General features: G+C 73.1%; 23 protein-coding genes. 16 read left to right on the top strand and 7 right to left on the bottom strand.

Annotation, left to right across the window (positions count from 1 at the left end; all coding sequences use genetic code 11):
* Nucleotides 1-51 precede the first annotated feature (51 nt).
* From OG617_RS16815 to OG617_RS16785, 7 genes are all read left to right on the top strand, one after another.
* Nucleotides 52-576 carry a PadR family transcriptional regulator gene (locus OG617_RS16815; protein ID WP_405102860.1) on the top strand — a complete coding sequence of 175 codons (525 nt, stop codon included), beginning with the start codon at nucleotides 52-54 and terminating at the stop codon, nucleotides 574-576.
* Nucleotides 573-1,301, top strand: a complete 729-nt coding sequence (locus OG617_RS16810; RefSeq protein ID WP_405102858.1) for an ABC transporter ATP-binding protein — start codon at nucleotides 573-575, stop codon at nucleotides 1,299-1,301. The genes OG617_RS16815 and OG617_RS16810 overlap by 4 nt, the downstream gene beginning before the upstream one ends.
* A complete protein-coding gene (locus OG617_RS16805) occupies nucleotides 1,298-3,658 on the top strand; it encodes an FtsX-like permease family protein (RefSeq protein ID WP_405102856.1) in 2,361 nt (786 codons plus the stop codon). Before OG617_RS16810 ends, OG617_RS16805 begins: the two co-directional genes overlap by 4 nt.
* 191 nt (nucleotides 3,659-3,849) lie before the next feature.
* Entirely contained in the window at nucleotides 3,850-4,272 is a 423-nt protein-coding gene (locus OG617_RS16800) for a hypothetical protein (RefSeq protein ID WP_405102854.1), read from the top strand.
* 218 nt (nucleotides 4,273-4,490) lie between these two features.
* Nucleotides 4,491-5,420 carry a hypothetical protein gene (locus OG617_RS16795; protein ID WP_405102852.1) on the top strand — a complete coding sequence of 310 codons (930 nt, stop codon included), beginning with the start codon at nucleotides 4,491-4,493 and terminating at the stop codon, nucleotides 5,418-5,420.
* Between the two features lie 83 nt (nucleotides 5,421-5,503).
* Nucleotides 5,504-5,836 (top strand): YkvA family protein, encoded by a 333-nt coding sequence (locus OG617_RS16790; RefSeq protein WP_405102850.1) that lies wholly within the window; start codon nucleotides 5,504-5,506, stop codon nucleotides 5,834-5,836.
* A gap of 621 nt (nucleotides 5,837-6,457) precedes the next feature.
* Nucleotides 6,458-7,135, top strand: a complete 678-nt coding sequence (locus OG617_RS16785; protein ID WP_405102848.1) for a C39 family peptidase — start codon at nucleotides 6,458-6,460, stop codon at nucleotides 7,133-7,135.
* Nucleotides 7,136-7,420: 285 nt separating this feature from the next.
* On the opposite strand, the gene OG617_RS16780 is transcribed toward OG617_RS16785, so the two are convergent.
* The 3 genes from OG617_RS16780 to OG617_RS16770 form a co-directional block, all read right to left on the bottom strand.
* Nucleotides 7,421-7,669 carry a ferredoxin gene (locus OG617_RS16780; RefSeq protein ID WP_405102846.1) on the bottom strand — a complete coding sequence of 83 codons (249 nt, stop codon included), beginning with the start codon at nucleotides 7,667-7,669 and terminating at the stop codon, nucleotides 7,421-7,423.
* Between the two features lie 16 nt (nucleotides 7,670-7,685).
* Nucleotides 7,686-8,888, bottom strand: a complete 1,203-nt coding sequence (locus OG617_RS16775) for a cytochrome P450 (protein WP_405102844.1) — start codon at nucleotides 8,886-8,888, stop codon at nucleotides 7,686-7,688.
* Nucleotides 8,889-9,599: 711 nt separating this feature from the next.
* Nucleotides 9,600-9,785 (bottom strand): antitoxin, encoded by a 186-nt coding sequence (locus OG617_RS16770; RefSeq protein ID WP_405102842.1) that lies wholly within the window; start codon nucleotides 9,783-9,785, stop codon nucleotides 9,600-9,602.
* Between the two features lie 190 nt (nucleotides 9,786-9,975).
* On the opposite strand from OG617_RS16770, the gene OG617_RS16765 reads away from it, so the two are divergent.
* Nucleotides 9,976-11,262: an AI-2E family transporter gene (locus OG617_RS16765; RefSeq protein ID WP_405102840.1), complete on the top strand. Its 1,287-nt coding sequence runs from the start codon at nucleotides 9,976-9,978 to the stop codon at nucleotides 11,260-11,262.
* Between the two features lies 1 nt (nucleotide 11,263).
* Here OG617_RS16765 and OG617_RS16760 read toward each other — a convergent pair whose 3' ends face one another.
* A complete protein-coding gene (locus OG617_RS16760; RefSeq protein WP_405102838.1) occupies nucleotides 11,264-11,941 on the bottom strand; it encodes a dienelactone hydrolase family protein in 678 nt (225 codons plus the stop codon).
* A gap of 123 nt (nucleotides 11,942-12,064) precedes the next feature.
* On the opposite strand from OG617_RS16760, the gene OG617_RS16755 reads away from it, so the two are divergent.
* From OG617_RS16755 to OG617_RS16745, 3 genes are all read left to right on the top strand, one after another.
* Nucleotides 12,065-12,457, top strand: a complete 393-nt coding sequence (locus OG617_RS16755; RefSeq protein WP_161689195.1) for a MerR family transcriptional regulator — start codon at nucleotides 12,065-12,067, stop codon at nucleotides 12,455-12,457.
* Nucleotides 12,427-12,774, top strand: coding sequence for a thioredoxin family protein (locus OG617_RS16750; RefSeq protein WP_405102836.1), 348 nt, complete (start codon nucleotides 12,427-12,429; stop codon nucleotides 12,772-12,774). The genes OG617_RS16755 and OG617_RS16750 overlap by 31 nt, the downstream gene beginning before the upstream one ends.
* Before the next feature lie 97 nt (nucleotides 12,775-12,871).
* Nucleotides 12,872-13,054 carry a hypothetical protein gene (locus OG617_RS16745; protein WP_396680409.1) on the top strand — a complete coding sequence of 61 codons (183 nt, stop codon included), beginning with the start codon at nucleotides 12,872-12,874 and terminating at the stop codon, nucleotides 13,052-13,054.
* A 57-nt stretch (nucleotides 13,055-13,111) separates the two neighbouring features.
* On the opposite strand, the gene OG617_RS16740 is transcribed toward OG617_RS16745, so the two are convergent.
* The 3 genes from OG617_RS16740 to OG617_RS16730 all read right to left on the bottom strand — a co-directional run bounded on the left by OG617_RS16740 (nucleotide 13,112) and on the right by OG617_RS16730 (nucleotide 16,780).
* Complete coding sequence (locus tag OG617_RS16740) at nucleotides 13,112-15,484, bottom strand: glycoside hydrolase family 65 protein (protein WP_405102834.1); 2,373 nt, start codon at nucleotides 15,482-15,484, stop codon at nucleotides 13,112-13,114.
* Nucleotides 15,481-16,233 (bottom strand): beta-phosphoglucomutase family hydrolase, encoded by a 753-nt coding sequence (locus OG617_RS16735; protein WP_396680413.1) that lies wholly within the window; start codon nucleotides 16,231-16,233, stop codon nucleotides 15,481-15,483. The genes OG617_RS16740 and OG617_RS16735 overlap by 4 nt, the downstream gene beginning before the upstream one ends.
* 79 nt (nucleotides 16,234-16,312) lie before the next feature.
* Nucleotides 16,313-16,780 (bottom strand): DUF4442 domain-containing protein, encoded by a 468-nt coding sequence (locus tag OG617_RS16730; RefSeq protein ID WP_405102831.1) that lies wholly within the window; start codon nucleotides 16,778-16,780, stop codon nucleotides 16,313-16,315.
* Nucleotides 16,781-17,118: 338 nt separating this feature from the next.
* Between OG617_RS16730 and OG617_RS16725 the strand changes: the two genes are divergently transcribed.
* From OG617_RS16725 to OG617_RS16705, 5 genes are all read left to right on the top strand, one after another.
* On the top strand, nucleotides 17,119-17,988 hold the full coding sequence (locus tag OG617_RS16725; RefSeq protein ID WP_405102829.1) for a hypothetical protein: 870 nt from the start codon (nucleotides 17,119-17,121) through the stop codon (nucleotides 17,986-17,988).
* 48 nt (nucleotides 17,989-18,036) lie between these two features.
* Nucleotides 18,037-18,312, top strand: coding sequence for a hypothetical protein (locus OG617_RS16720; protein WP_405102827.1), 276 nt, complete (start codon nucleotides 18,037-18,039; stop codon nucleotides 18,310-18,312).
* On the top strand, nucleotides 18,305-19,150 hold the full coding sequence (locus OG617_RS16715) for a cyclase family protein (RefSeq protein WP_405102825.1): 846 nt from the start codon (nucleotides 18,305-18,307) through the stop codon (nucleotides 19,148-19,150). The genes OG617_RS16720 and OG617_RS16715 overlap by 8 nt, the downstream gene beginning before the upstream one ends.
* 62 nt (nucleotides 19,151-19,212) lie before the next feature.
* The gene (locus OG617_RS16710) at nucleotides 19,213-19,968 is read left to right on the top strand and encodes an ABC transporter ATP-binding protein (protein ID WP_405102823.1); all 756 of its coding nucleotides are present in this window, start codon (nucleotides 19,213-19,215) and stop codon (nucleotides 19,966-19,968) included.
* A complete protein-coding gene (locus OG617_RS16705) occupies nucleotides 19,965-20,675 on the top strand; it encodes an ABC transporter ATP-binding protein (protein ID WP_405102821.1) in 711 nt (236 codons plus the stop codon). The genes OG617_RS16710 and OG617_RS16705 overlap by 4 nt, the downstream gene beginning before the upstream one ends.
* The last annotated feature ends 3 nt before the right edge of the window (nucleotides 20,676-20,678 follow it).

Here is a 20,678-nt window from a genome sequence, read left to right as displayed (position 1 = left end):
TTCCGGCCTGGCTATCCACCATGTGTATACCTGATGTGTATAGTCGCGCCCATGTCAATCGGTCAAACCATCCTCGGGCTCCTCGAGGCCAGCCCTCGCCACGGCTACGACCTGAAGCGCGCCTACGACGAACGGTTCGGCCACGCCCGTCCGCTGCACTTCGGCCAGGTCTACGCCACCCTGTCCCGGCTGCTGCGCAACGGCCTCGTCGAGGTCGACTCGGTCGAGGCCGGCGAGGGCCCGGAACGCAAGCGGTACGCGATCACCGAGGCCGGGGTGACCGACGTGCGGCGCTGGCTGTCCCAGCCGGAGAAGCCGGAGCCGTACCTGCACAGCACCCTCTACACCAAGGTGGTGCTAGCGCTGCTGACCGGCCGCTCCGCCGCCGACCTGCTGGACACCCAGCGCGCCGAGCACCTGCGGCTGATGCGCGAGCTGACCCAGCGCAAGACCGACGGGGACCTCGCCGACCAGCTCATCTGCGACCACGCCCTGTTCCACCTGGAGGCCGACCTGCGCTGGCTGGAGCTGACCGCCGCCCGGCTGGACGAGCTGACCGCGACGGTGCGGCGGTGAGCGCGGCGACCACCCCCGGCGGGGCGGCGACCGGGCAGGGCCAGACCGGAGCGGAGCTGCTGGCCGCCGAGGACCTGCACCGCGCCTTCGGCCCGACACCGGCGCTGGTCGGGGCGTCGTTCGCCGTACGGGCCGGCGAGGTGGTGGCGGTGATGGGGCCGTCCGGCTCGGGCAAGTCGACCCTGCTGCACTGCCTCGCCGGCATCGTCCGGCCCGACTCCGGCCGGGTGGCCTACCGGGGCACGGACCTGACCGCCATGTCCGACCGGGAGCGCAGCGCCCTGCGCCGGGGGCAGTTCGGCTTCGTGTTCCAGTTCGGCCAGCTCGTGCCCGAGCTGACCTGCCTGGAGAACGTGGCCCTGCCGCTGCGACTGGCGCGGGTCGCCCGGCGTGAGGCCGAGCGGCGGGCCACCGACTGGCTCGGTCGGCTGGAGGTCGCCGAGGTGGCCGGCAAGCGGCCCGGCGAGGTCTCGGGCGGGCAGGGACAGCGGGTCGCGGTGGCCCGGGCGCTGGTGACCGTCCCCCGGGTGGTCTTCGCCGACGAGCCGACCGGCGCGCTCGACTCGCTCAACGGGGAGCGGGTGATGAGCCTGCTCACCGGGGCGGCCCGGGAGACCGGCGCGGCCGTGGTGCTGGTGACCCACGAGGCGCGGGTGGCCGCGTACTCGGATCGGGAGGTGGTGGTCCGGGACGGCCGGACCCGGCACCTGGAGCCGGCGGCATGACCGGGCCACGGACGCCGGGCGACGTGCCCGGCCCGGAGACGCCGGGACGCGCGGCCGGCCGGCTGCGTGGGGCGCTGGCTGACCTGTTGATGGGTGCGCGGATGGCCGTCACGGGCGGCCGGGACGGGTGGACCCGGGCCGTGCTGACCGCGCTCGGGGTCGGCATCGGGGTGGCCATGCTGCTGTTCGCCGCGGCGGTGCCGGGCGCGCTCGACGCCAGGGCGGCGCGCGGCGACGCCCTGGCGGACGTCGGGAACCACCCGGATCTGGCCGCGGCGGCGAACACACTGCTGGTGGCACCTGTTTACACCGCATTCCGGGAGCGGCCGGTGCGCGGCCGGATCCTCCGACCCGAGGGGCCGGCCGCGCCGCTGCCGCCGGGGGTGCCCCGACTGCCGGCGGCCGGTGAGGTGGTCGTCTCCCCGGCCCTGCGGGAGCTGCTCGACTCGCCCGACGGCCCGCTGTTCGCGCCCCGGCTCGGCAGCGCCCGGGTCACCGGCACCATCGCGGCGCAGGGCCTCACCGGCCCGCACGAGCTGGCCTTCTACCTGGGCAGCGACACCCTGACCGGGGACCGGGCGCAGCGGATCGACCACTTCGGCGGCGGGCCGCCCAGCGAGGAGTTCTCGCCCGTCCTGATGGTCCTCGTCGTGGTCGTCTTCGTGGTGCTGCTGCTGCCGGTCGTGGTCTTCGTCGGCGCGGCGGTCCGCTTCGGCGGCGACCGCCGGGACCGCCGGCTGGCCGCCCTGCGCCTGCTCGGCGCCGACGCCGGGATGATCCGGCGGATCGCCGCCGGGGAGGCGGCGGCCGGCGCGGTGCTCGGCCTGGCCGTCGGCGGCGCGCTCTTCGCCGCCGGCCGCCAGCTCGCCCCGCTGCTCACCCTTCAGAACGTCAGCGTGTACGCGTCGGACCTGCGCCCGTCCCTGCCGCTGGTGGCGGCGGTGGCGGTCCTGGTCCCGGTGCTCGCGGTGCTGGTGGCGCTCGTCGCCCAGCGCCGGGTGGTGGTCGAACCCCTCGGGGTGAGCCGCCAGGGGACGACGGTCCGCCGCCGCCTGTGGTGGCGGCTGCTGCTGCCGGCCGCCGGCCTGGCGCTGCTGTACCCGCTGACCGGCGTCGGCGAGCGCACCGCCGGCAGCAACGACTACCAGGTGGCGGCCGGCGCGGTGCTGGTGCTGATCGGCACGGTCACCCTGCTGCCCTGGCTGATCGACCTGGTGGTGGGCCGGCTGCGCGGCGGCCCGGTTTCGTGGCAGCTCGCGGTGCGCCGGCTGCAACTGGACAGCGCCACCTCCGCCCGTCTGGTCAACGGTGTCGCCGTGGCGGTGGCCGGCAGCATCGGCCTACAGATGCTGGTCGCCGGTGTGGAGGACCGGTTCACGACGCGTACCGGCCAGGACACCTCGCGGGCCCAGGCGTACGTCTGGTTCGCCGACCTGCCCGATCCCGGGGCCGCGCTGACCCGGCTGGCCGCCGCCCCCGGCGTCACCCGCAGCGCGGGAACGTTGGCCACGGTGGCGACCTGGGAGCCAAAACCCGGCAAGGACGTACACCCGTTCGCCTACGTGCGGATCGGCGACTGCGCCGCGCTGGCCGAGTTCGCCCGGCTCGGCTCCTGCGCGGACGGGGATGTCTTCCTCGCCGAGGGACCGGCCGGCGCGAAGTCCCGCCCCGGTCCTGTCCCCGGAACCCGGATGACCGTGGGCGCGAACGCGGCCCCCTGGACGGTGCCGGCCCAGGCCCGCCCGGTGCCCGCGACACCGGACCCGGTCGGCTGGGCAGGGGCAAGCCTGTTGGTCACCCCCGGCGCGGCCGACGTCTCCCGGTGGGCGGGGCTGCGCGCGGAGGCGCTGATCAGCGTCGATCCGGGCGACCCGGATGCGCTGGAGCGGGTGCGCAACGCCGCCGCCGAGGTGGACCTACGCGCCCAGGTCAGCACGCTGACCGACGTCACCCAGTCGAAGCAGTTCGTCAACGTCAAGCGCGGCCTAGCCGCCGGCGTCGTGGTGACCCTGCTGCTGCTCGGGGCGAGCATGCTGGTCGGCGTGCTGGAGCAACTGCGGGAGCGTCGCCGCCTGCTGGCCATGCTGGTCGCCGTCGGCACCCCACGCCGCACGCTGAGCTGGTCGTTGCTCTGGCAGGCGGCCGTGCCGGTGCTGGTCGGTCTCGTCCTCGCGGTCGGGTTCGGGCTGGGTCTCGGGGCGGTCCTGCTGCGCATGGTCGGCGCGCCGGTCACGGTGAGCTGGCCGGTGGTCTCGCTGGGGGCCGGCCTCGGCGGTGGGGTGGTGCTGCTGGTCACCGGCGCGAGCCTGCCGGTGCTCTGGCGGCTGACCCGCCCCGACGGCCTGCGGGCCGAGTAAGCCGGGCCGACAGCACGAGGGGCCGGCGGGCCACTGTCGACAGGACCGTCTCCGTCGATGGGTCCGCCGGCCGCTCGGCCGTCGGGTTCCAGCGGCGCCCGTCTGTCCACAGCTCCGGTTCGTGGCCCGGCTCACCCCTACGGCGCTCCGCCGAGGCTGCGGGTGGACCGGAACGGGGATAGGTTGGTGTCGTGCAGTCCCTAGCGTTCGCCCGCCCCTCCCGGCCGGTGACGCTGCGCGGGGAACGCCCGTCGTGGCAGGCGACGCTGCGCCGCATCCGGGAACTGGGTCGCCTCGCGCTGACCGCCCTGGTCCTCGCGGTCGGCCTCGGCGGGGTGTCCGCCCTGACGGCCCCCTCAACCGCCGCCACCGCCGCCGGGCTGACCCGCCCCGCCGTGGTGACCAGCCGGGTGGCCGAGCTGCGACCCGGGTCCGGGCCGGCCGCCGAGCTGCGCGCTGGGCCAGCCGCCCGTCCGGCCCTCGACAACGACCGGCGACCGGCGACCGCCCCTGCGGCGACCGCGACGGCTGTAACGGCGGCCGTTTCGGTCGACCGCCCCGCTGTGGACCCGGCCCTCGGCGCCGTCGTCCGGCGCGGCCCGCCCCGGCACTGACCCGGGCCGATCACGCCCGACCCGGGCCGTCCCGGCGCCGCGCTTGCGCCGCCCCGGCACCGCATCGCTCTCCGCGGGCTCGCTGACGACCACGCCCACCGTCACCCGCAACGCTGACGACCCCGGCGAGGGCCCGTCCGGCACCGGTTCACCCGCGGCCCACCGCCCGCACAGCGGGCCGACCGTCAGTCCACGTCGTCCCACCCGAGGTGTTCCCCATGCAAACCGCCATCTCCTCCGTCCTGCTCGACGTGCCCCGGGCCGCCGCGATCTGGCTGGCCCTCCTCGGCGTCATCGCCGTCGCGGTGACCACCCTGGTCGTCCGGCCGGGCCTGTTCCGCTCCGTGATCGGCGGGCGCTTCCGCGAGGCCGCCATGCCGAGCCTGCTGGAACAGGCGACGGAGGACCGGGAACGGCGCCGCTACGCGGGGGAGGTGGCGACCGCGGCGGAGCGGGCGGCGGCCACCGGCCAGCGGCTGCGGGCCGAGTGGCTGTCCGCCCAGGAGGAGGTGGAGACCGTCTGGCAGGCGTGCGAGGTCGCGGAGGCCGACGTCCGCCGGCTGGCCGCCACCGCCGGCCTCCCCCAGCCGCACACCGAGCGCACCCCCGCCGAGTACGCCGACCGCGAGCGCTACCTGCACCGGGCCGCGCTGGACGCGTACTGGCGTCGGGAGCTGTCGGAGGAGCAGCTCAGCGACGTCTTCGCGCACCGCGACGGTTGGGATCCCCGGCTGCACCCGGTCGAGCAGGAACTGGTGCTGCGCCGCGCGGTACGGGACCAGCTGCGCACCCGGCAGCAGGCGGCCCGGGAACGGGAGCAGGCCGCCTGGCGGGCCGCCGAGCAGGCCGTCCTCGCCGCGCGCAGCCTCCGGGAAGAGGCGTTCGCCGCCACCGCCCCCGCCGAGCAGGAGCAGTCGCTGCTGCCCGGGGTGACCGACGAGCCGCCGGCCGCCGAGCAGACCCGCGAGATGCCAGTGCTCGCCCGCGAGGCGCCGACCGTCACTCGGGACCTGCCGACCGTCACCCGGGACCTGCCGACCGTGGCCCGGGGACGTGCCGCCGTGACCCGGGGACGCGCCACCGCCCAGGGCCGCACCACAGCCCGGGGACGCGCCACAGCCCGGGGCCGTGCCACCGTCCCCGCCTGACGCCCCTGACGCCCCGGCCGTCCCGCCCGACCCCGGATGCCGCGATCGAGCGTGATCTTGGTGATCTCGGCTAGCGTGGCGGCATGAACGAGCGCTACTGGCTGCTGGCGGTCGCCGCCCTGGTCGTCGCGGCGACGCTGGTCGGCGCCATCCTGCTGGCCGTGCGGGTGGTACGCACCCGCAAGATGCTCGGCACGCTGGGCGTGGGGGGCAAGGTCGCCTTCTGGGGCGCGTTGGCCTACACGATCTTCCCGATCGACGTGCTGCCCGACCCGATCTACCTGGACGACATCGGGGTGCTCGCCGGTGCCCTGATCTACCTGGGCCGGCTCGTCCAGCAGCGCCGCGCCGCCGAGCGGCGACTGCCCGGCCAGCCGGAGCCCCACGACGAGGAGACCCGTCGCCCGGTGCCCTGACCCGGCCGCCCCACGTCGGGGCGTCCCGTGTGACCGTCGAGGGCCGGGCGTGGTCCGCTCCACCCCGGCGGCGGTCGTCGAGGCCGAAAGCGATACGCCGAGCGATACCGCACCCCGCGTCCCGATCCGCACCGGCTGGTCATCGAAATCACCGTGACCCACATTCTGGCCGGTCTGTGGCCGGATAGCCGGTTCGCCACGTGCCCGCACCCCGCGTGCCCCCACGCCGCCGTGCCCCCACACCGCCGCGCCCCCACGCCGCGCGCCCACACGCCGCCGCGCCCGCCCACCGGCCGTCTGCCGTCGGCCGTCGCCGCGTCCCAAGGTGGATCTTGGACAGTTACCGTCTGCCCGGAACGACAACTGTCCAAGTTCCGCGCCTGAGCCGGGACGGGTCGCGCCGGGACGGGACCGGGCCCCGGGGGCGGAATCGGAGCGACTGCCGGCGCGTTGAATCCCCCGTACGACCGAGCAGGACCACCCCTCGCGCGGGGTGGACGCCCCCCGAAATGCGGCGGGGCCGGGGCGTTGTGGCCCCCGATGGTGAGTCAGCCGATCGCCCTTCCCGGTGCTTGCGCCTCCGGAACCCGGAGACGGCAACCCCCCGAACGGAGCTTCGACATGAACAAGATCCTGCGCAAGAGCATGCTGTCCGTCGCCGGCCTGGTGATGACCGGTGGTGCCGTCGCCGGCCCCGCGCTGGCGGCACAGGCGGCCCCGGCCAAGACCGGGCCCACCGGTGCGCTCCGAATCGACAAGACCATCAAGACCACCAAGACCAGCACCAAGGACGACAAGAGCGAGCGCCGGGCCGGCTACGAGTACCAGGCCCAGCCGAACTTCTACTACTGCGGCCCGGCGTCGGCCCGGATCGCCCTGTCGGCCGAGGGCAGGACCGTCAGCCAGGACGAGCTGGCCGCCAAGCTCGGCACGACCGAGAACGGCACCGACTCGGCCGTCGACATCACCCGGGTGCTGAACGAGTACACCGACGGCAGGTACAAGACCACCGAGATCAGCTCGGACGTCGCGTCCAAGGAGCAGATCGAGCGGCTGCGGATGGACGTGAAGGCCTCGGTGGACGCGGGTGAGCCGGTGGTCGCCAACATCCTCGGCGGCGCGGTGGACGCCGAGGGTCGGGAGCACAGCTACCCGGGCCACTACCTGACCGTGGTGGAGTACAAGGACAACGGCAACACGATCAAGATCGCCGACCCGGCGGACCCGGCCGTCCAGGAGTACTGGATGGACGTCGCCGAGCTGGCCAACTGGATCGCGGGCCGCGGCTACAGCTCCTGATCCGGCACGACCCGCGAGGGCCGGTCCCCACCCGGGGGGGCCGGCCCTTTCGGGCACGCGCGGCAGCCGGCCGCCGGGCCGCCGTACTACATGGGCACCAACCCGGCCGCCGCCCGCCGCACCCTCGCCGCCGTCCTGGACTGAACGTCGTGCCGTCCGAGGCGGGCCGTCGCACCGCCCCGGCCGCACCGGTCCGCCTACGGCGAGCGGGCTGACGGGCACCGTCCGCCGGCTGCCGTGCCCGTCGCGGGCCTGGCAGCCGGCGGTACGCCGTGTCCCGCCCGGTCAGGGCCCGGGGGCTATCTGCCGACGGCTCTCCACGTCGGAGACCACGATCGCCTCCATCGGGCAGGAGTCGGCGGCGTCGATCACCTCCTGGGCGGGCGTAACCTGCTCGGCCAACGGACGGGACAGGCCCTCGACCAGCGTGAAGTGCTCGGGCGCTGTCCCGGCGCAGATCCCCGAGCCGATGCACCGGGTCGGGTCCACGTGCAACCGCCACCCGGAGCCGGTCGTCTCCTCCTCCGCGTTCACCTGGTTCCCCTTCCCGTCACCAGGCCACCGGCATCGCGGTCAGGCCGCGCACCAGCAGGCCGCTCTTCCAGGGCAGCTCCGACTCGGGCACCGCCAGCCGCAGCCCCGGGGTCCGGTCGAGCAGGACGTCCAGCACCACCTGTAGCTCCATCCGGGCGAGCTGGGCGCCGACGCAGTGGTGCACTCCGTGCCCGAAGCCCAGGTGCGGGTTGACCTCCCGGCCCAGGTCGAGCCGGTCGGCGTCCGGGAAGACGGTCTCGTCGCGGTTGGCCGACGGGATCGACACGACGACCGGCTCACCGGCGCGGACCAGCACCCCACCGACCTCGACGTCCTCCTTGGCGTAGCGGGCGAAGGCGGCGGTCACGCCGAGCGGGACGAACCGCATCAGCTCCTCGACGGCGCGCGGCACCAGGCTTCGGTCCGCCCGCAGCCGGGCCCACTCGTCGGGGTGGTGCAGCAGGACGTACACGAAGTTGGGGATCTGGGTGACGGTGGTCTCGTGGCCGGCGGCGAGCAGCCCCGCGGCGAGCTGCACCACCTCCTCCTCGCTGAGCCGGTCGTCGGCGTCGCGGGCCCGGACCATCGCGCCGATCAGGTCGTCCGTGGGCTCCTGGCGGCGCTGCGCGATCAGCCCGCCCATGTACGCGAGCAGGTTGTCGATGTACCGCTGGGCCTGCTCTGCGCTCAGCGAGGTGGTCGAGACGATCGCCTCCGACCAGGTGTGGAACTTGTCCTGGTCGGTGACCGGCACGCCGAGCAGGTCGCAGATGACCCGGATCGGCAGCGGGGTGGCCAGGTGGGCCACCAGGTCAGCCGGCGGCCCGGCGGCGAGCAGGCCGTCGACCAGTTCGTCGGCGACCTGCCGGGTACGCGGGCGCAGCTCCTCGACCCGGCGTGCCGTGAAGGCCCGGGCGACGAGCCGGCGCAGCCGGGTGTGGTCGGGCGGGTCCATGGTCAGGATGCCGCGCTGGATCTGGCGGGGGCTGTTGCGCGGCTCGTCCCGGCCGACCGCCGCCGCCCGGCTGAAGCGGGCGTCGCCGAGCACCGTACGCACGTCGGCGTGCCGGGTGGCCAGCCACGCCGGCTCCCCGTAGGGCAGCCGCACCCGGATCAGCGGCTCGTCGCGGCGCAGCAGTGCGTAACGCGGGTCGAGATTGAGCCGGTCGGGATCGCTGAACGGGTAGCGCTCGATCGTCGCCTCGGATGTGTCGGCCACCGGATGACTTCCTCTCCTCCACGGCCCCGCCGTCGGGCCGTCCGACCGCCGGGCGCGACTCCACGGTGAGTCATGCCTCGAATGCGGATGGTAGCGAGAGAGGTCGATCCTCGGCCAGTGGCCGGGATGGATTCGTACCCCGGTGGGTGAAGGTCGCGCCGGACCGGCCGGCGAGTCGGGCTTCCCGGAGGCCGCAGCGTGGGCCGACGAGTACCTGTGCTCCCGGCACAGCGACGCCGACGCGCTCGCCGCTTTCGGCCCCGCGACGGCCGCTGACCCCGCCGGCCGGCTCGGCTGCCCCACCCGGCAGATGGAGGCGACAAGCAAGGTCGGCGAAGGCTGCCGGCAAGATCGGCGAAGGTGGCCAGCCGGCCGCCGGGCACCCCCCCTTTGCTGGGGACCCCCGGAAGTGACGTTTCCGCCCACCTCTCCGCCAGCTGCGACACGGTGCGTGGGTGCCCTCCGCGCGGTGGCTGTGCGTGGTCGGTCGCGGTGCGCGTGGTGAGTGTTTTCTGCGCGGCGGATGCGTGCGCCGTTTCTCCTACGGTGGATGTCCTTCGCCCGCCCTTTGGAGCTGATGTCGCAAACGACTCGCCCGGGGCGATGACGCAGACGACTCAGCTCCAAAGGGCGGGCGAAGGGGGCCCCGTCGGCAACGGCGGCCCCGGCAGGCGGCGCTGGGCGCGGGCGCTCGGGCCGCGACCGGCGGGGTCAGCGTGGCGAGGTGTCGCCCTCGCCGGTGCGCCGCTGGGCCGCGTCGACGCCCTTGTCGATCTGCTTGTCGTGCTTCCCCCCGGTGCGCCGGTCGACCATGTCGCCGGCCTTGTCGAGGCCCTGGTCGACCTGCTTCTCGTGCTTGTCGACGAAGTCCTTGGCCTTGTCCATGAAGTTGCTCACGCGTTCCTCCTCCACTCGGTCCTGGCGGAGCCTTCCCTGGGCCGCTGGTCGCAAACCGGCACCGCCTGGCCGCACCCGGCCGGACGCCGACCCGCCGAAGGCGACACCCTCGGGATCCGAGCGCGGACGGCGGGGTGTCGGAGAGTCGCCGGACGGGTAGGGAGGTCGCCGAGACCGAGGAGGACCAGACGTGGTCGAGGACGGTGCCGGGCGGACGCCCGAGGGGACGACGGACGACGGGAACCCCACGGCTCGGCCAGGGCCGGCGATGACCGCGACGGCCGGGGCTGTCGGGGCGCTCGGGGCTGCCGGGACTGCCGGGACTGCCAGGGCTGCCGGGGCGGTGGCGCCGGGGGCCGGGACGGTCGCGCCGGGGGCCGGGACGGTCGCGCCGGGGGCCGGGACGGGAACGCGGCAGGCGTGGGCCGGGCTCCCCTGGCTGGTCCGCTCGGCGGTGCTGTGGAGCGCCTGCCTGGTGGTGGTCGTCGCCGGCCTGTACCTGGTCGGCAAGGTCGCCGTGCTGCTGGCGCCGCTGGCCATCGCGCTGGCCGTGACCTTCTTCCTCACCGCGCTGCTCGACCCGGTGCTGCTCCTGCTGCGCCGGCTCCGGCTGCCGGCGGCGCTGGCCGCCCTGCTCACCGTGCTGCTCCTGCTGGGCGTCCTGGGCGGCGTCGGGGTGCTGGTGTGGAACCTGACGGCGAGCCAGTTCGGCGAGCTGAGCCAGGAACTCGACCAGGGCCTCCAGCGGAGCCGGGACTTCGTCACCTCCACGCTCCCGGTCACCGACTCCCAGCTCGACAAGCTGATCCAGCAGGCCCGGGACGGGCTGGGCGGCAGCGCCCCCGACCCGGTCGGCGGGGCCCGGACGGTAACCGAGATCCTCGGCTCGGTCCTGCTCTCCCTGGTGTTGCTGTTCTTCCTGCTCAAGGACGGCCGGTCGATGTGGCACTGGGTGCTGCGCCGGATGACCGGGCCGAACCGGGACGTCACCGCCGAGGCCGGCCGGGTGGGCTGGCGGACGCTCGGGGCGTACAGCCGGGGGACGATGTTGATCGCGGCCATCGACGCGATCGGGATCGGCCTGGCCCTGGTGCTGCTTCGGGTACCGCTCGCCCTGCCGCTGGCCCTGATCACCTTCCTCGGCGGGTTCGTGCCGATCATCGGGGCCACCGTGGCCGGGGCGGTGGCGGTGCTGGTGGCGCTCGCCGCCAAGGGGCCCGCCGTCGCCCTGCTCGCCCTGGCCGCGGTGATCACCGTGCAGCAGGTCGAGGGGAATCTGCTGGAGCCACTGGTGATGAAGCGCCAGGTCCGACTGCACCCGGCGGTGATCCTGGTGGCGGTGACGGCCGGCACGCTGATCGCCGGGGTCGCCGGGGCGTTCGTCTCGGTGCCGATCACCGCGGTCACGTACCGGGTGATCGACACCGTACAGCGGCACCGGCAGGACGCCGCCGGGCGACCGCCCACCACCGACTGAGTCAGGGCAGGTGGGCGGCGAACCAGTCCGCCGCCGCGTCGGCGACCTGCTCCAGCGTGCCCGGTTCCTCGAACAGGTGGGTCGCGCCGGGCACCACCCGCAGCTCGGCCACCTCGCCGAGGTCCGCCGCCGCCTCCTCGTTCAGCTGGATCACCTGCTCGTCCAGGCCGCCGACCAGCAGCAGCGTCGGGGCGTGCACCCGGGACAGGGCGGGGCCGGCCAGGTCGGGCCGGCCGCCCCGGGACACCACCGCCCGGACCCGCTCGGGCCGGGCCGCCGCGGCCACCAGTGCGGCGGCGGCGCCGGTGCTCGCCCCGAACAGGCCCACCGGCAGCCGGCTCAGGGCCGGATCGCCCGCCATCCAGTCCACGATCGCGGCCAACCGGTCGGCGAGCAGCCCGATGTCGAAGCGCAGTTCGGCCGTCCGGGCGTCGACCCGGTCCTCCGCCGGGGTGAGCAGGTCGACCAGCACCGTGCCGAGCACCCGCTCGCGCAGCACCCCGGCGACGGCCGTGTTCCGAGGGCTGTGCCGCGAGCTGCCGCTGCCGTGCGCGAAGAGCACCACCCCGGCCGCCCCGTCCGGGACCAACACGTCGGCCGGCAGCCCGGCGTCCCCCACCGGGATCGTGACCTCGCCGCCCCGGGTCGTCGTCGTACCAGCCTTTCCTCGGGCCGCCATCCGCCCACCCCTTCCCGTTTCTCGTCCCGCCCGGTTACCCACCCCGGCGGCCGGAATTCGTCGTTGCCTTGACACCGGCGACAAGGTCTAGCGTGGCGGACAGGGCGGGCGGAGGAGGGTCGGATGCGGATCGGCGAACTGGCGGAACGCGCCGGTACGAGCACCCGGACACTGCGGTACTACGAGACGCAGGGGCTGGTCCGGCCCGAACGCTCGGCCAACGGCTACCGCGTCTACGACGAGGCGGAGCTGCGGGTGGTGCACGAGATCCGCGCCCTGCTGGCCGTGGGGTTCGGCCTGGACGACATCCGGCCGTTCGTGGCCTGCCTGCGGGCCGGCCACTCCTCCGGCGACGTCTGCCCGGACTCCGTGGCCGTGCTGCGTCGCAAGCTCGCCGAGGTGGACGCCTACCTCGACCGGCTGGGTGCGGTACGGCGGCAGTTGCACGACCAGCTCACCCAGGCCATCGCGTACCGGGAGGAAACATGCTTCAGGAAACGGGGACTTCCCCGCTGACCGCCGTCACCGACGCCACGTTCGCGGAGACGGTGCTGGCCGCCGACCGGCCGGTGGTCGTCGACTTCTGGGCCGAGTGGTGCCCGCCCTGCCTGGCGGTCTCGCGGAGCCTCGCCGAGCTGGCCGGGGAGTTCGGGGACCGGCTGCGCGTGGTCACCGTCAACACGGACGAGAACCCGGCGACCACCAGGGCGTACGGGGTGATGTCGATGCCGACCCTGCTGGTGTTCCAACGCGGCGAGGTGGTCGGCTCGATCGTCGGGTCCCGGCCGAAGAACCACCTGCGGCTGAGCTTCGCCCGCCACCTGGAGCAGTGAGGGCCGCGCTGCCGTCGTTTGCGCTTCCGCCGACCGGGAAGGCCCGGGTGACCGCAGCACCGGCGCAGCCGCGCCCCGACGGATCGCGAGGATCGTCATGGCTCGACAGCAGGACAGGTCCAGGCAGCAGACCGCCGAGCGGGACGAACGACGGGAACGGGACGCCGAACGCGGCCGGGACTGGGCGGACGAGGCGGCGCAGGCCCGCACCTCCGACGACCCGCGGACGGTCCCCCCACGCGACGCGGCCGGCCGCCCCTCCAACGGGCGGCAGTTCTGAGCCCCCCGGTCGGGCGGGCGCGCGCCGCCCGCCCGGCCGGGGACCCGCCGCCGTCGGCTAGCTGACGTTGTCGGGCAGGTGCAGCAGGGGCGCCCGGCGGGGTGGCTGCTCCGGCTCGGGGCCGGGCGGGTCGAACGGCGGCACCGGCACGGTGACCGGCTCGGCGCAGGTGACCCGCACCTTCTCGCCGTGGTGTCGCAGCTCCACCATGTCGTCGGTGCAGCCGTGCCGCAGCGCGTACGTGGTCTGGTGCGGCCGGACGTCGACCCGCAGCCGCATGCCCCGCCACTGCAACGAGAACTCCAGCCGGGTGAGCCGGCTGGGCAGCCGGGGCGCGAACCTCAGCAGCCCGTCGTGGTCGCGCAGCCCCCCGAACCCGGCGACCAGGGCGATCCACGCCCCGGCGAGGGACGCCATGTGCACCCCGTCGCGGGTGTTCTCGTTCAGGTCGTGCAGGTCCATCAGCGCGGCCTCGCGCAGGTACCGGTGGGCGAGCTCCAGGTAGCCGATCTCGGCCGCCATCACCGCCTGGGTGCACGCCGACAGGGACGAGTCGCGTACCGTCCGCCGCTCGTAGTAGAGGAAGTTGCGCAGCTTCTCGTCGTCGCTGAACGCGTCCCCCCGCCAGTGCATGGCGAGCACCAGGTCGGCCTGCTTGACCACCTGCTTGCGGTACAGGTCGAAGTACGGGTAGTGCAGCAGCAGCGGGTACTTCTCGGCGGGGGTGTGCTCGAAGTCCCACTCCTGGAGCAGGGTGAAGCCGTCCACCTGCTCGTGCACGTCGACCTCGTCGTCGTACGGGACGCACATCGCGTTCGCCGCGTCCCGCCAGGCCGCCGCCTCCTCCTCGGTCACCCCCAGGTCGATCGCCTCGTCCCGGAACCGCATCGCGTACTCGGCGGCGGTGAGCAGGTTCCGCTGCGCCATCAGGTTGGTGTAGATGTTGTCGTTCTTCACCGCGGTGTACTCGTCCGGGCCGGTCACCCCGTCGATGTGGAACCGGCCGTTCCGGTCGTGGTGCCCGAGCGAACGCCACAGCCGGGCTGTCTCGACCAGCAGTTCCAGGCCGATCTCCCGGGCCAGCTCCTCGTCGTCGGTGACCATCATGTACCGGCGCAGTGCGTCGGCGACGTCGGCGGCGATGTGGAACGCGGCCGTCCCCGCCGGCCAGTACGCCGACGACTCCGGCCCCTCGATGGTGCGCCACGGGAAGGCCGCGCCGTCGAGGTTCAGCGTCCGGGCCCGGTCCTGCGCCTGTTCCAGGGTGGAGTGCCGCCAGTACAGGGCGTCGCGGACCGCGCCTGGCTGGGTGTAGGTGAGCACCGGCAGCACGAACATCTCGGTGTCCCAGAACGCGTGCCCGTCGTACCCGGGGCCGGTCAGGCCCTTCGCGGAGATCGGCCGCCGCTCGGCCCGGGCGCCGGCCTGGAGCACGTGGAACAGGCCGAACCGCACCGCCTGCTGCACCTCCGGGTCGCCCTCGACCCGCACGTCGGCGGCGTCCCAGAACTCGTCCAGGTACTCCCGCTGCTCGCGGCGCAGCCCGTCCCAGCCGTCGAGGCGGGCCGCGGCGAGGGCCGCGCCGACCTGGTCGCGCAGCGCCGGCAGCGACCGCTTGCTCGACCAGCCGTACGTCAGGTACTTGACCACCCGCAGCGTCTCGCCGGGCTTGAGCACGCACCCGACGGTGGTACGGACCCAGTCCTCGTACCCCTCCGACTCGACGGTGGTGCGCTCCGGGCCGTGCACGTCATGGTCCATGGCGGCGCCCACCCGCAGGCCGCTGACCTTGGTCCGGTGGATCAGCAGCCCGCCGGCCTCGGTGGTCAGCTCCTCCTCGGCCACCAAGGGCGACTCCAGCACCGCCGCCACCCGGGGGTCGCGGCTCTGCGCGGGGAGGTTCTCGTTGGCCACCAGCTCGGACTGGAGGATCAGCCGGATGGGCCGGTCGACCGCCTCCACCTCGTAGCTGATGGCGGCGAGCGCCCGCTGGGTGAACGACACCAGCCGGGTGCTGCGGACCTTGACCTCCCGGCCCGCCGGGGAACGCCAGTGCAGCTCCCGGTGCAGGGTGCCGGCCCGCAGGTCGAGGATCCGCTCGTGGGCGAGCAGTTCGCCGTACCGGACGTCGAGCGGCTCGTCGTCGACCAGCAGCCGGATCAGCTTGCCGTTGGTGACGTTGACGATGGTCTGGCCGGACTCGGGGAAGCCGAAGCCCGCCTCGGCGTACGGCAAGGGGCGCAGCTCGTAGAAGGAGTTCAGGTAGGTGCCGGGCAGGCCGTGGGGCTCCCCCTCGTCCAGGTTGCCGCGTAGGCCGATGTGCCCGTTGGAGAGCGCGAAGACCGACTCGGACTGGGCCAGCACGTCCAGGTCGAGGCGGGTCTCCCGGATATGCCAGGGCTCCACCGGATAGGCGCGTTCACGGATCATGCGGGTGTCCCCCTGTCGATCAGGTCGCCGAGGTCCGTCACCACGACGTCCGCCCCGTGCGCGCGTAACTCTTCGGCCTGGCCCACCCGGTCCACGCCCACCACGTAGCCGAACCCGCCGGCCCGGCCGGCGGCGACGCCGGCCAGCGCGTCCTCGAAGACGGCCGCCTGGGCCGGCTCGACCCCGAGCAGCGCCGCCCCGGCCAGGAAGGTGTCCGGGTGCGGCTTGCCGCGCAGCCCTCGCTCGCGGGCGACCACCCCGTCCACCCGGGCCTCCAGCAGCGGCTCCAGCCCGGCGGCGACGACCACCTGCCGACAGTTGGCGCTCGCCGAGACGACCGCGCGGCGCAGGCCGGCGTCGGCCGTCGCCTTCAGGTACGTCACCGAGCCCGGATAGACCTCGACCCCGTCGGTGCGGATGCGCTCCAGCAGGACGACGTTCTTCCGGTTGCCCACCCCGTTGACGGTGTCCGCCTCCGGCGGGTCGTCGGGCACGCCCTCGGGCAGGGTGATCCCCCGGGAGGCCAGGAAGGAGCGCACCCCGTCGGCCCGGGGCCGCCCGTCGACGTACCGGTTGTAGTCGGGCCCCGGGTCGAACGGCCGGTACGGCTCACCGGTGGCCGCCGAGTGCCGCCGGAGGAATGCGTCGAACGTCTGCGTCCACGCCGCGTTGTGCACCCGGGCGGTCTGGGTCAGCACGCCGTCCAGATCGAAGAGACAGGCGGTCACATGATCAGGCAGGCCCAGCACGGTACGAATCTATCCACCGGCCGGACCCGGCAAACCGGATTCACCCCACGACGCGCGGGGAGCCGGGGTGGCGACACGCTCAGCGGTTCGGGCGCAGCGTCCAGACCACGGTCATCGCCGAGGTCGGTGTGCCGTCCTCGGTGGCGATCTCGACCTCGACGGGGAACTCGGGTCGCCGGCCGGCGTCCAGCTCGGCGATCACCTCGGGTGCCGCCCGGCCGAGCCGCGCGGTGGCCAGCACCGGCCCCATCGCCAGCCTCCGGTACGCGATCTCCGCGCGCACGGCCAGCGGCACCGCGCGGTCGAGGAGTTGGCCGAACGCGGCCAGCACGACCGCGCCGGAGGCGGTCTCGCCGAGGGTGAACATCGCCCCGGCGTGCGGACCGCCGACGTGGTTGTGGGTGGCCGGCGAGGCGGGCAACCGGACCACGGCGCGCACGCCGCCCTCCGCCTCGGGGGCCACCTCGACGAATTCGACGCCGAGCGTACGGGCGAAGGGGACGGCCTCCAGCATGCCGGCGGCGACCTGGCGAGAGTCGATGGTCATGCCCGAACGTTACTCCCCGGTAACTTCTGCTTCAAGCGTGGCCGGCCGGCAACCCGAGCGGAGTTGTTCGAAGCGGGAGGTGTGGAGCTTCAGGGCTGGTCAATCCCTGGGCCCGGCAATGGCCGCCCTGTCGCTCGCCAACTCCACCTTATATGCGTCAGGCATGTCGTCTGATCACGCACCGTAGTCGCACTGTGCAGAAAATCGTGGTTGATGTCATATACGATCCGGGGTAGCTTCCTGTCAACGCCGGTAGCTCCACCCTATGGACCTGCTGCTCAACAAGGTTGTGGCTGCCCCCGCGGTGAAGTCATGCCCAGCGTAGAGAGGTTCGCTTTATGGGACGAATCGTGTCCGCATCCGCAGTGAGCCACGCCCCCGGCCTCGTCGGCCTGTTCCCCGAAGCACCAGAGGAGTCCAAGCACGTCGTTCGGACCTGCTTTGGGCGGATCAAACAGAATTGGCAGGACAGCCAGCCGGACGTGGTGATCGCTTTCGCCAACGATCACCTCGCCAACAGCCGGCCCCGCGCGTACCCGGACTTCCTCATCGGGATGGGGCAGACGCACTCCGGCCCGGACGAGTGGTTCAAGCCGTGGCTGGGCTGCCGCGACTACACGGTGCCCGGAAACCCGATGGTTGCCCAGGCGATGTTGACCGGCATGACCCGACGGGGCATCCGGATGTTCGCGCAGCCGGAAAACCTCCGCTTCGACGACAACATCTCCATCCCGACCGTCTGGACGGACCTCGACCAGTTGGGAACGACATTGGTGCCGGTGATGCAGAACGTCACCGTGCCGCCGATGCCCGGCCCCGCGCAGGCCTACCGGGTGGGCCAGGCCCTTGCCGAGATCGTGCGTGACGAACTACCCGAAGACTGTCGGGTGGCGGTCCTCGGCACCGGTGGGCTCAGCCACGAACCCGGCGGCAAACGGTACTTCTACATCGACGAGGAGTTCGACCGCTGGTTCCTCGACCTCCTGGTGGAAGGCGACCACGAGCGCATTCTGCGCGAGGTCACCATGGAACGGATGGAGGCCGCGGGCATCGGTGGCACCGCGGAACTGCTGTCGTGGCTCGTCGTGCTGGGCGCGGCCGGCCACGTGCCGTGCGAGAACCTCGGCTACACCGCGTACGAGAACTGGAAGAGCGGTGTCGGCGGCGTGCTTTGGCGAATTCCGGTCAGTGATGGGGCGGTGATCTGAGTGGGACTGAAGGCATTCGACGCGGGACTTGCCTCGCACGATCTTGTCATGGACCTCAAGTGGGACCCGGCGCTGCGCGAGGAGTTCGGGCGCGACGAGAAGGCCGTGCTGGACCGGTACCCGCTGGCTGCGGCCGAACGTGCCGCGATCGAGGCGCGTGACTTCCGCGCCCTGTACGACCTGGGATTCCACCCGTACCTGGGCAGCCAACTGGCGCGCCTGATCTACGGCAACGCGGCCGGGCCGGAGGCGACTCGAGCGGTCAAGGCCCTGGTGCGCTCGCTGACCGGCACGGACGAAGAGGCGGACGACTCGGATGAATGATCTGCCGGTCTCCACGCTGGTACCTGAGTTGGTGCGAGAGAACCGTTCGTTCGACCTGTCGCACCAGATTGCCCCCGGCATCCCGGTGTTCCCGCACCACGTACCGTTCAGCGTCACGCTCAACCGGCGGCACGCCGATGGGTTCGCGCAGCCGCGCCCAGGCGACACCCGCTTCAGCAACGAGATCATCGTCATGTCGGCCCACACCGCGACGCACGTTGACGCGCTGGGTCATTTCTCCCGCTCTGGCATGCTATACGGCGGGGTGCGGGCGCAGGAGGTGGAGACGCCGACCGGTTTGGACCGGCTGGACGCCGCAGAGATCCCGCCGTTCTTCTGCCGCGCCGTGCTGCTGGATGTCGCCGGTCACCGCCGTGTACCGGCGTTGACGGCGGGTGAGGCGATAACCGCCGATGAACTACGCGCGGTGACCGAATCGGCGAACGTGGAGATTCGCGCCGGAGACGTGGTGTTGATCCGCACCGGCTGGCAACGCCACTGGGGCGACGACCAGCGGTACAACGGTGGCGTCGGCGGCGACGGGGAGTACCAGGGCACCGGCCGAGGCTGGCCCGGAATCGATGAGAGTGCCGCACGGTGGCTGGCTGGCCTCGGAGTACGGGCGGTGGGCGCGGACACGCCGGTGGTCGAGGTCATTCCGTTCACCGGCGACTCGGTGCACGCCATCCTCCTGGTCGACTCGGGCATCTACCTGTTCGAGAACCTGGCACTGGACGAGTTTGCCGCACATGGGCGCTACGAGGCGCTGTTCATCGCGGTGCCGCTGCCGTTGAGAGGGGCGACTGGCTCGCCTGTCCGTCCGTTGGTGATTGTCTGATGGGGGCCGAAGCGATGGCCGCGAGACAGTCGGAGCGGGTGTCGGTGCCGGTCGAGCAGCCGTTGGAGCTCGCCGACGTGTCCATCTCGTTCGGCGGAGTGCAGGCGCTCCGTGAGGTGTCACTGCAGGTTACCGCGGGCGGGATCTGCGGGTTGATCGGTCCCAACGGAGCGGGAAAGACGACGCTGTTCAACTGCGTCACCGGCGTCTACCGGCCGCAGTCGGGCCAGGTGCGCTGGAACGGCGTCGACCTCACCGGCATGCCGCGCCGGCAGGTCATCCGGCACGGCGTCGCGCGTACCTTCCAGAACCTGGCGCTCTTCCCCGAACTCGACGTACTGCAGAACGTCATGCTTGGCGCCCACCACCGGTACGGGGCGGGCATCGCCAGCGCGGCGCTGCGCCTGCCGCGGTTCCGCGCCGAGGAAGAGCGGGTGCGTGCCGAGGCGGCGGAGATCCTGAGGTCGCTGGACCTCGGCCAGCTGGCCCATGCCGCGCCGGGTGACCTGACGCTGGGCATGGCCAAGCGGGTCGAGTTGGCCCGAGCCCTGCTGTCTCAGCCGCAGCTACTGCTGTTGGACGAGCCGGCCAGCGGCCTGGTGCATTCCGAGGTACGCGAACTCGGCGAGCTGATCCGTGAACTGCGCGTCCGACACGGCCTCACCATCGTCCTCGTCGAACACCACATGGAGTTGGTCATGAGCCTGGCGGACCAGGTCGCCGTACTCGCATCGGGCCAGCGGATCGCTTTTGGGTCGCCGACACAGGTGCAGCAGGATCCCGCAGTCGTCGCGGCCTACCTGGGGACGGCGGAATGACCCTCCTCGACGTCAAGGATCTGCACGCCGGATACGGTCGGTCCGAGGTACTGCACGGCATCGACCTGACGGTCGAGGCCGGCGAGATCGTGGCGATGCTGGGTTCGAACGGGGCAGGCAAGACCACCACGCTGCGCGCCCTGTCCGGCATGATCGGCCGGCGCGGTGCCGTCAGCCTGGACGGCAAGCAGCTGCCCAGCGATGACGCCCGCGCGGCGGTGGCGGCCCGGCTGGCACACGTGCCCGAGGGACGGGGCACGTTCCCCGGATTCACCGTGCACGAGAACCTGATGCTTGGCGCCTATGCCCGCAACGATCGGGCGGAGATCGCCCAGGACGTCGCGTACTGGGAGGACTTCTTCCCGATTCTCGGCAAGCGGGCCAAACAGCGGGCCGGCACCCTCAGCGGCGGCGAGCAGCAGATGCTGGCGATCGCACGGGCGATGATGCTGCGGCCCCGACTGCTCCTGCTCGACGAACCGTCGCAGGGCCTGGCTCCGATGATCGTGCAGGACCTGTTCCACCGGTTGCAGGAAATCAATGGATCGCTCGGCACCGGCATGTTGATCGTGGAACAGAACGCGCACCTGTCGCTGGCCATCGCGGCGCGTGCCTACGTCCTGGAGGCGGGTCGGATCTCGGTCAGCCAGCCCGCCGCCGAGCTGCGGGCCAACGACGATATCCGCCGCGCCTATCTGGGAGGTTGACCG

It is taken from the genome of Micromonospora sp. NBC_01412, from assembly GCF_045040215.1.
Classification (GTDB): domain Bacteria; phylum Actinomycetota; class Actinomycetes; order Mycobacteriales; family Micromonosporaceae; genus Micromonospora; species Micromonospora rubida.
This window is presented reverse-complemented; position numbering and strand designations above follow the sequence as displayed.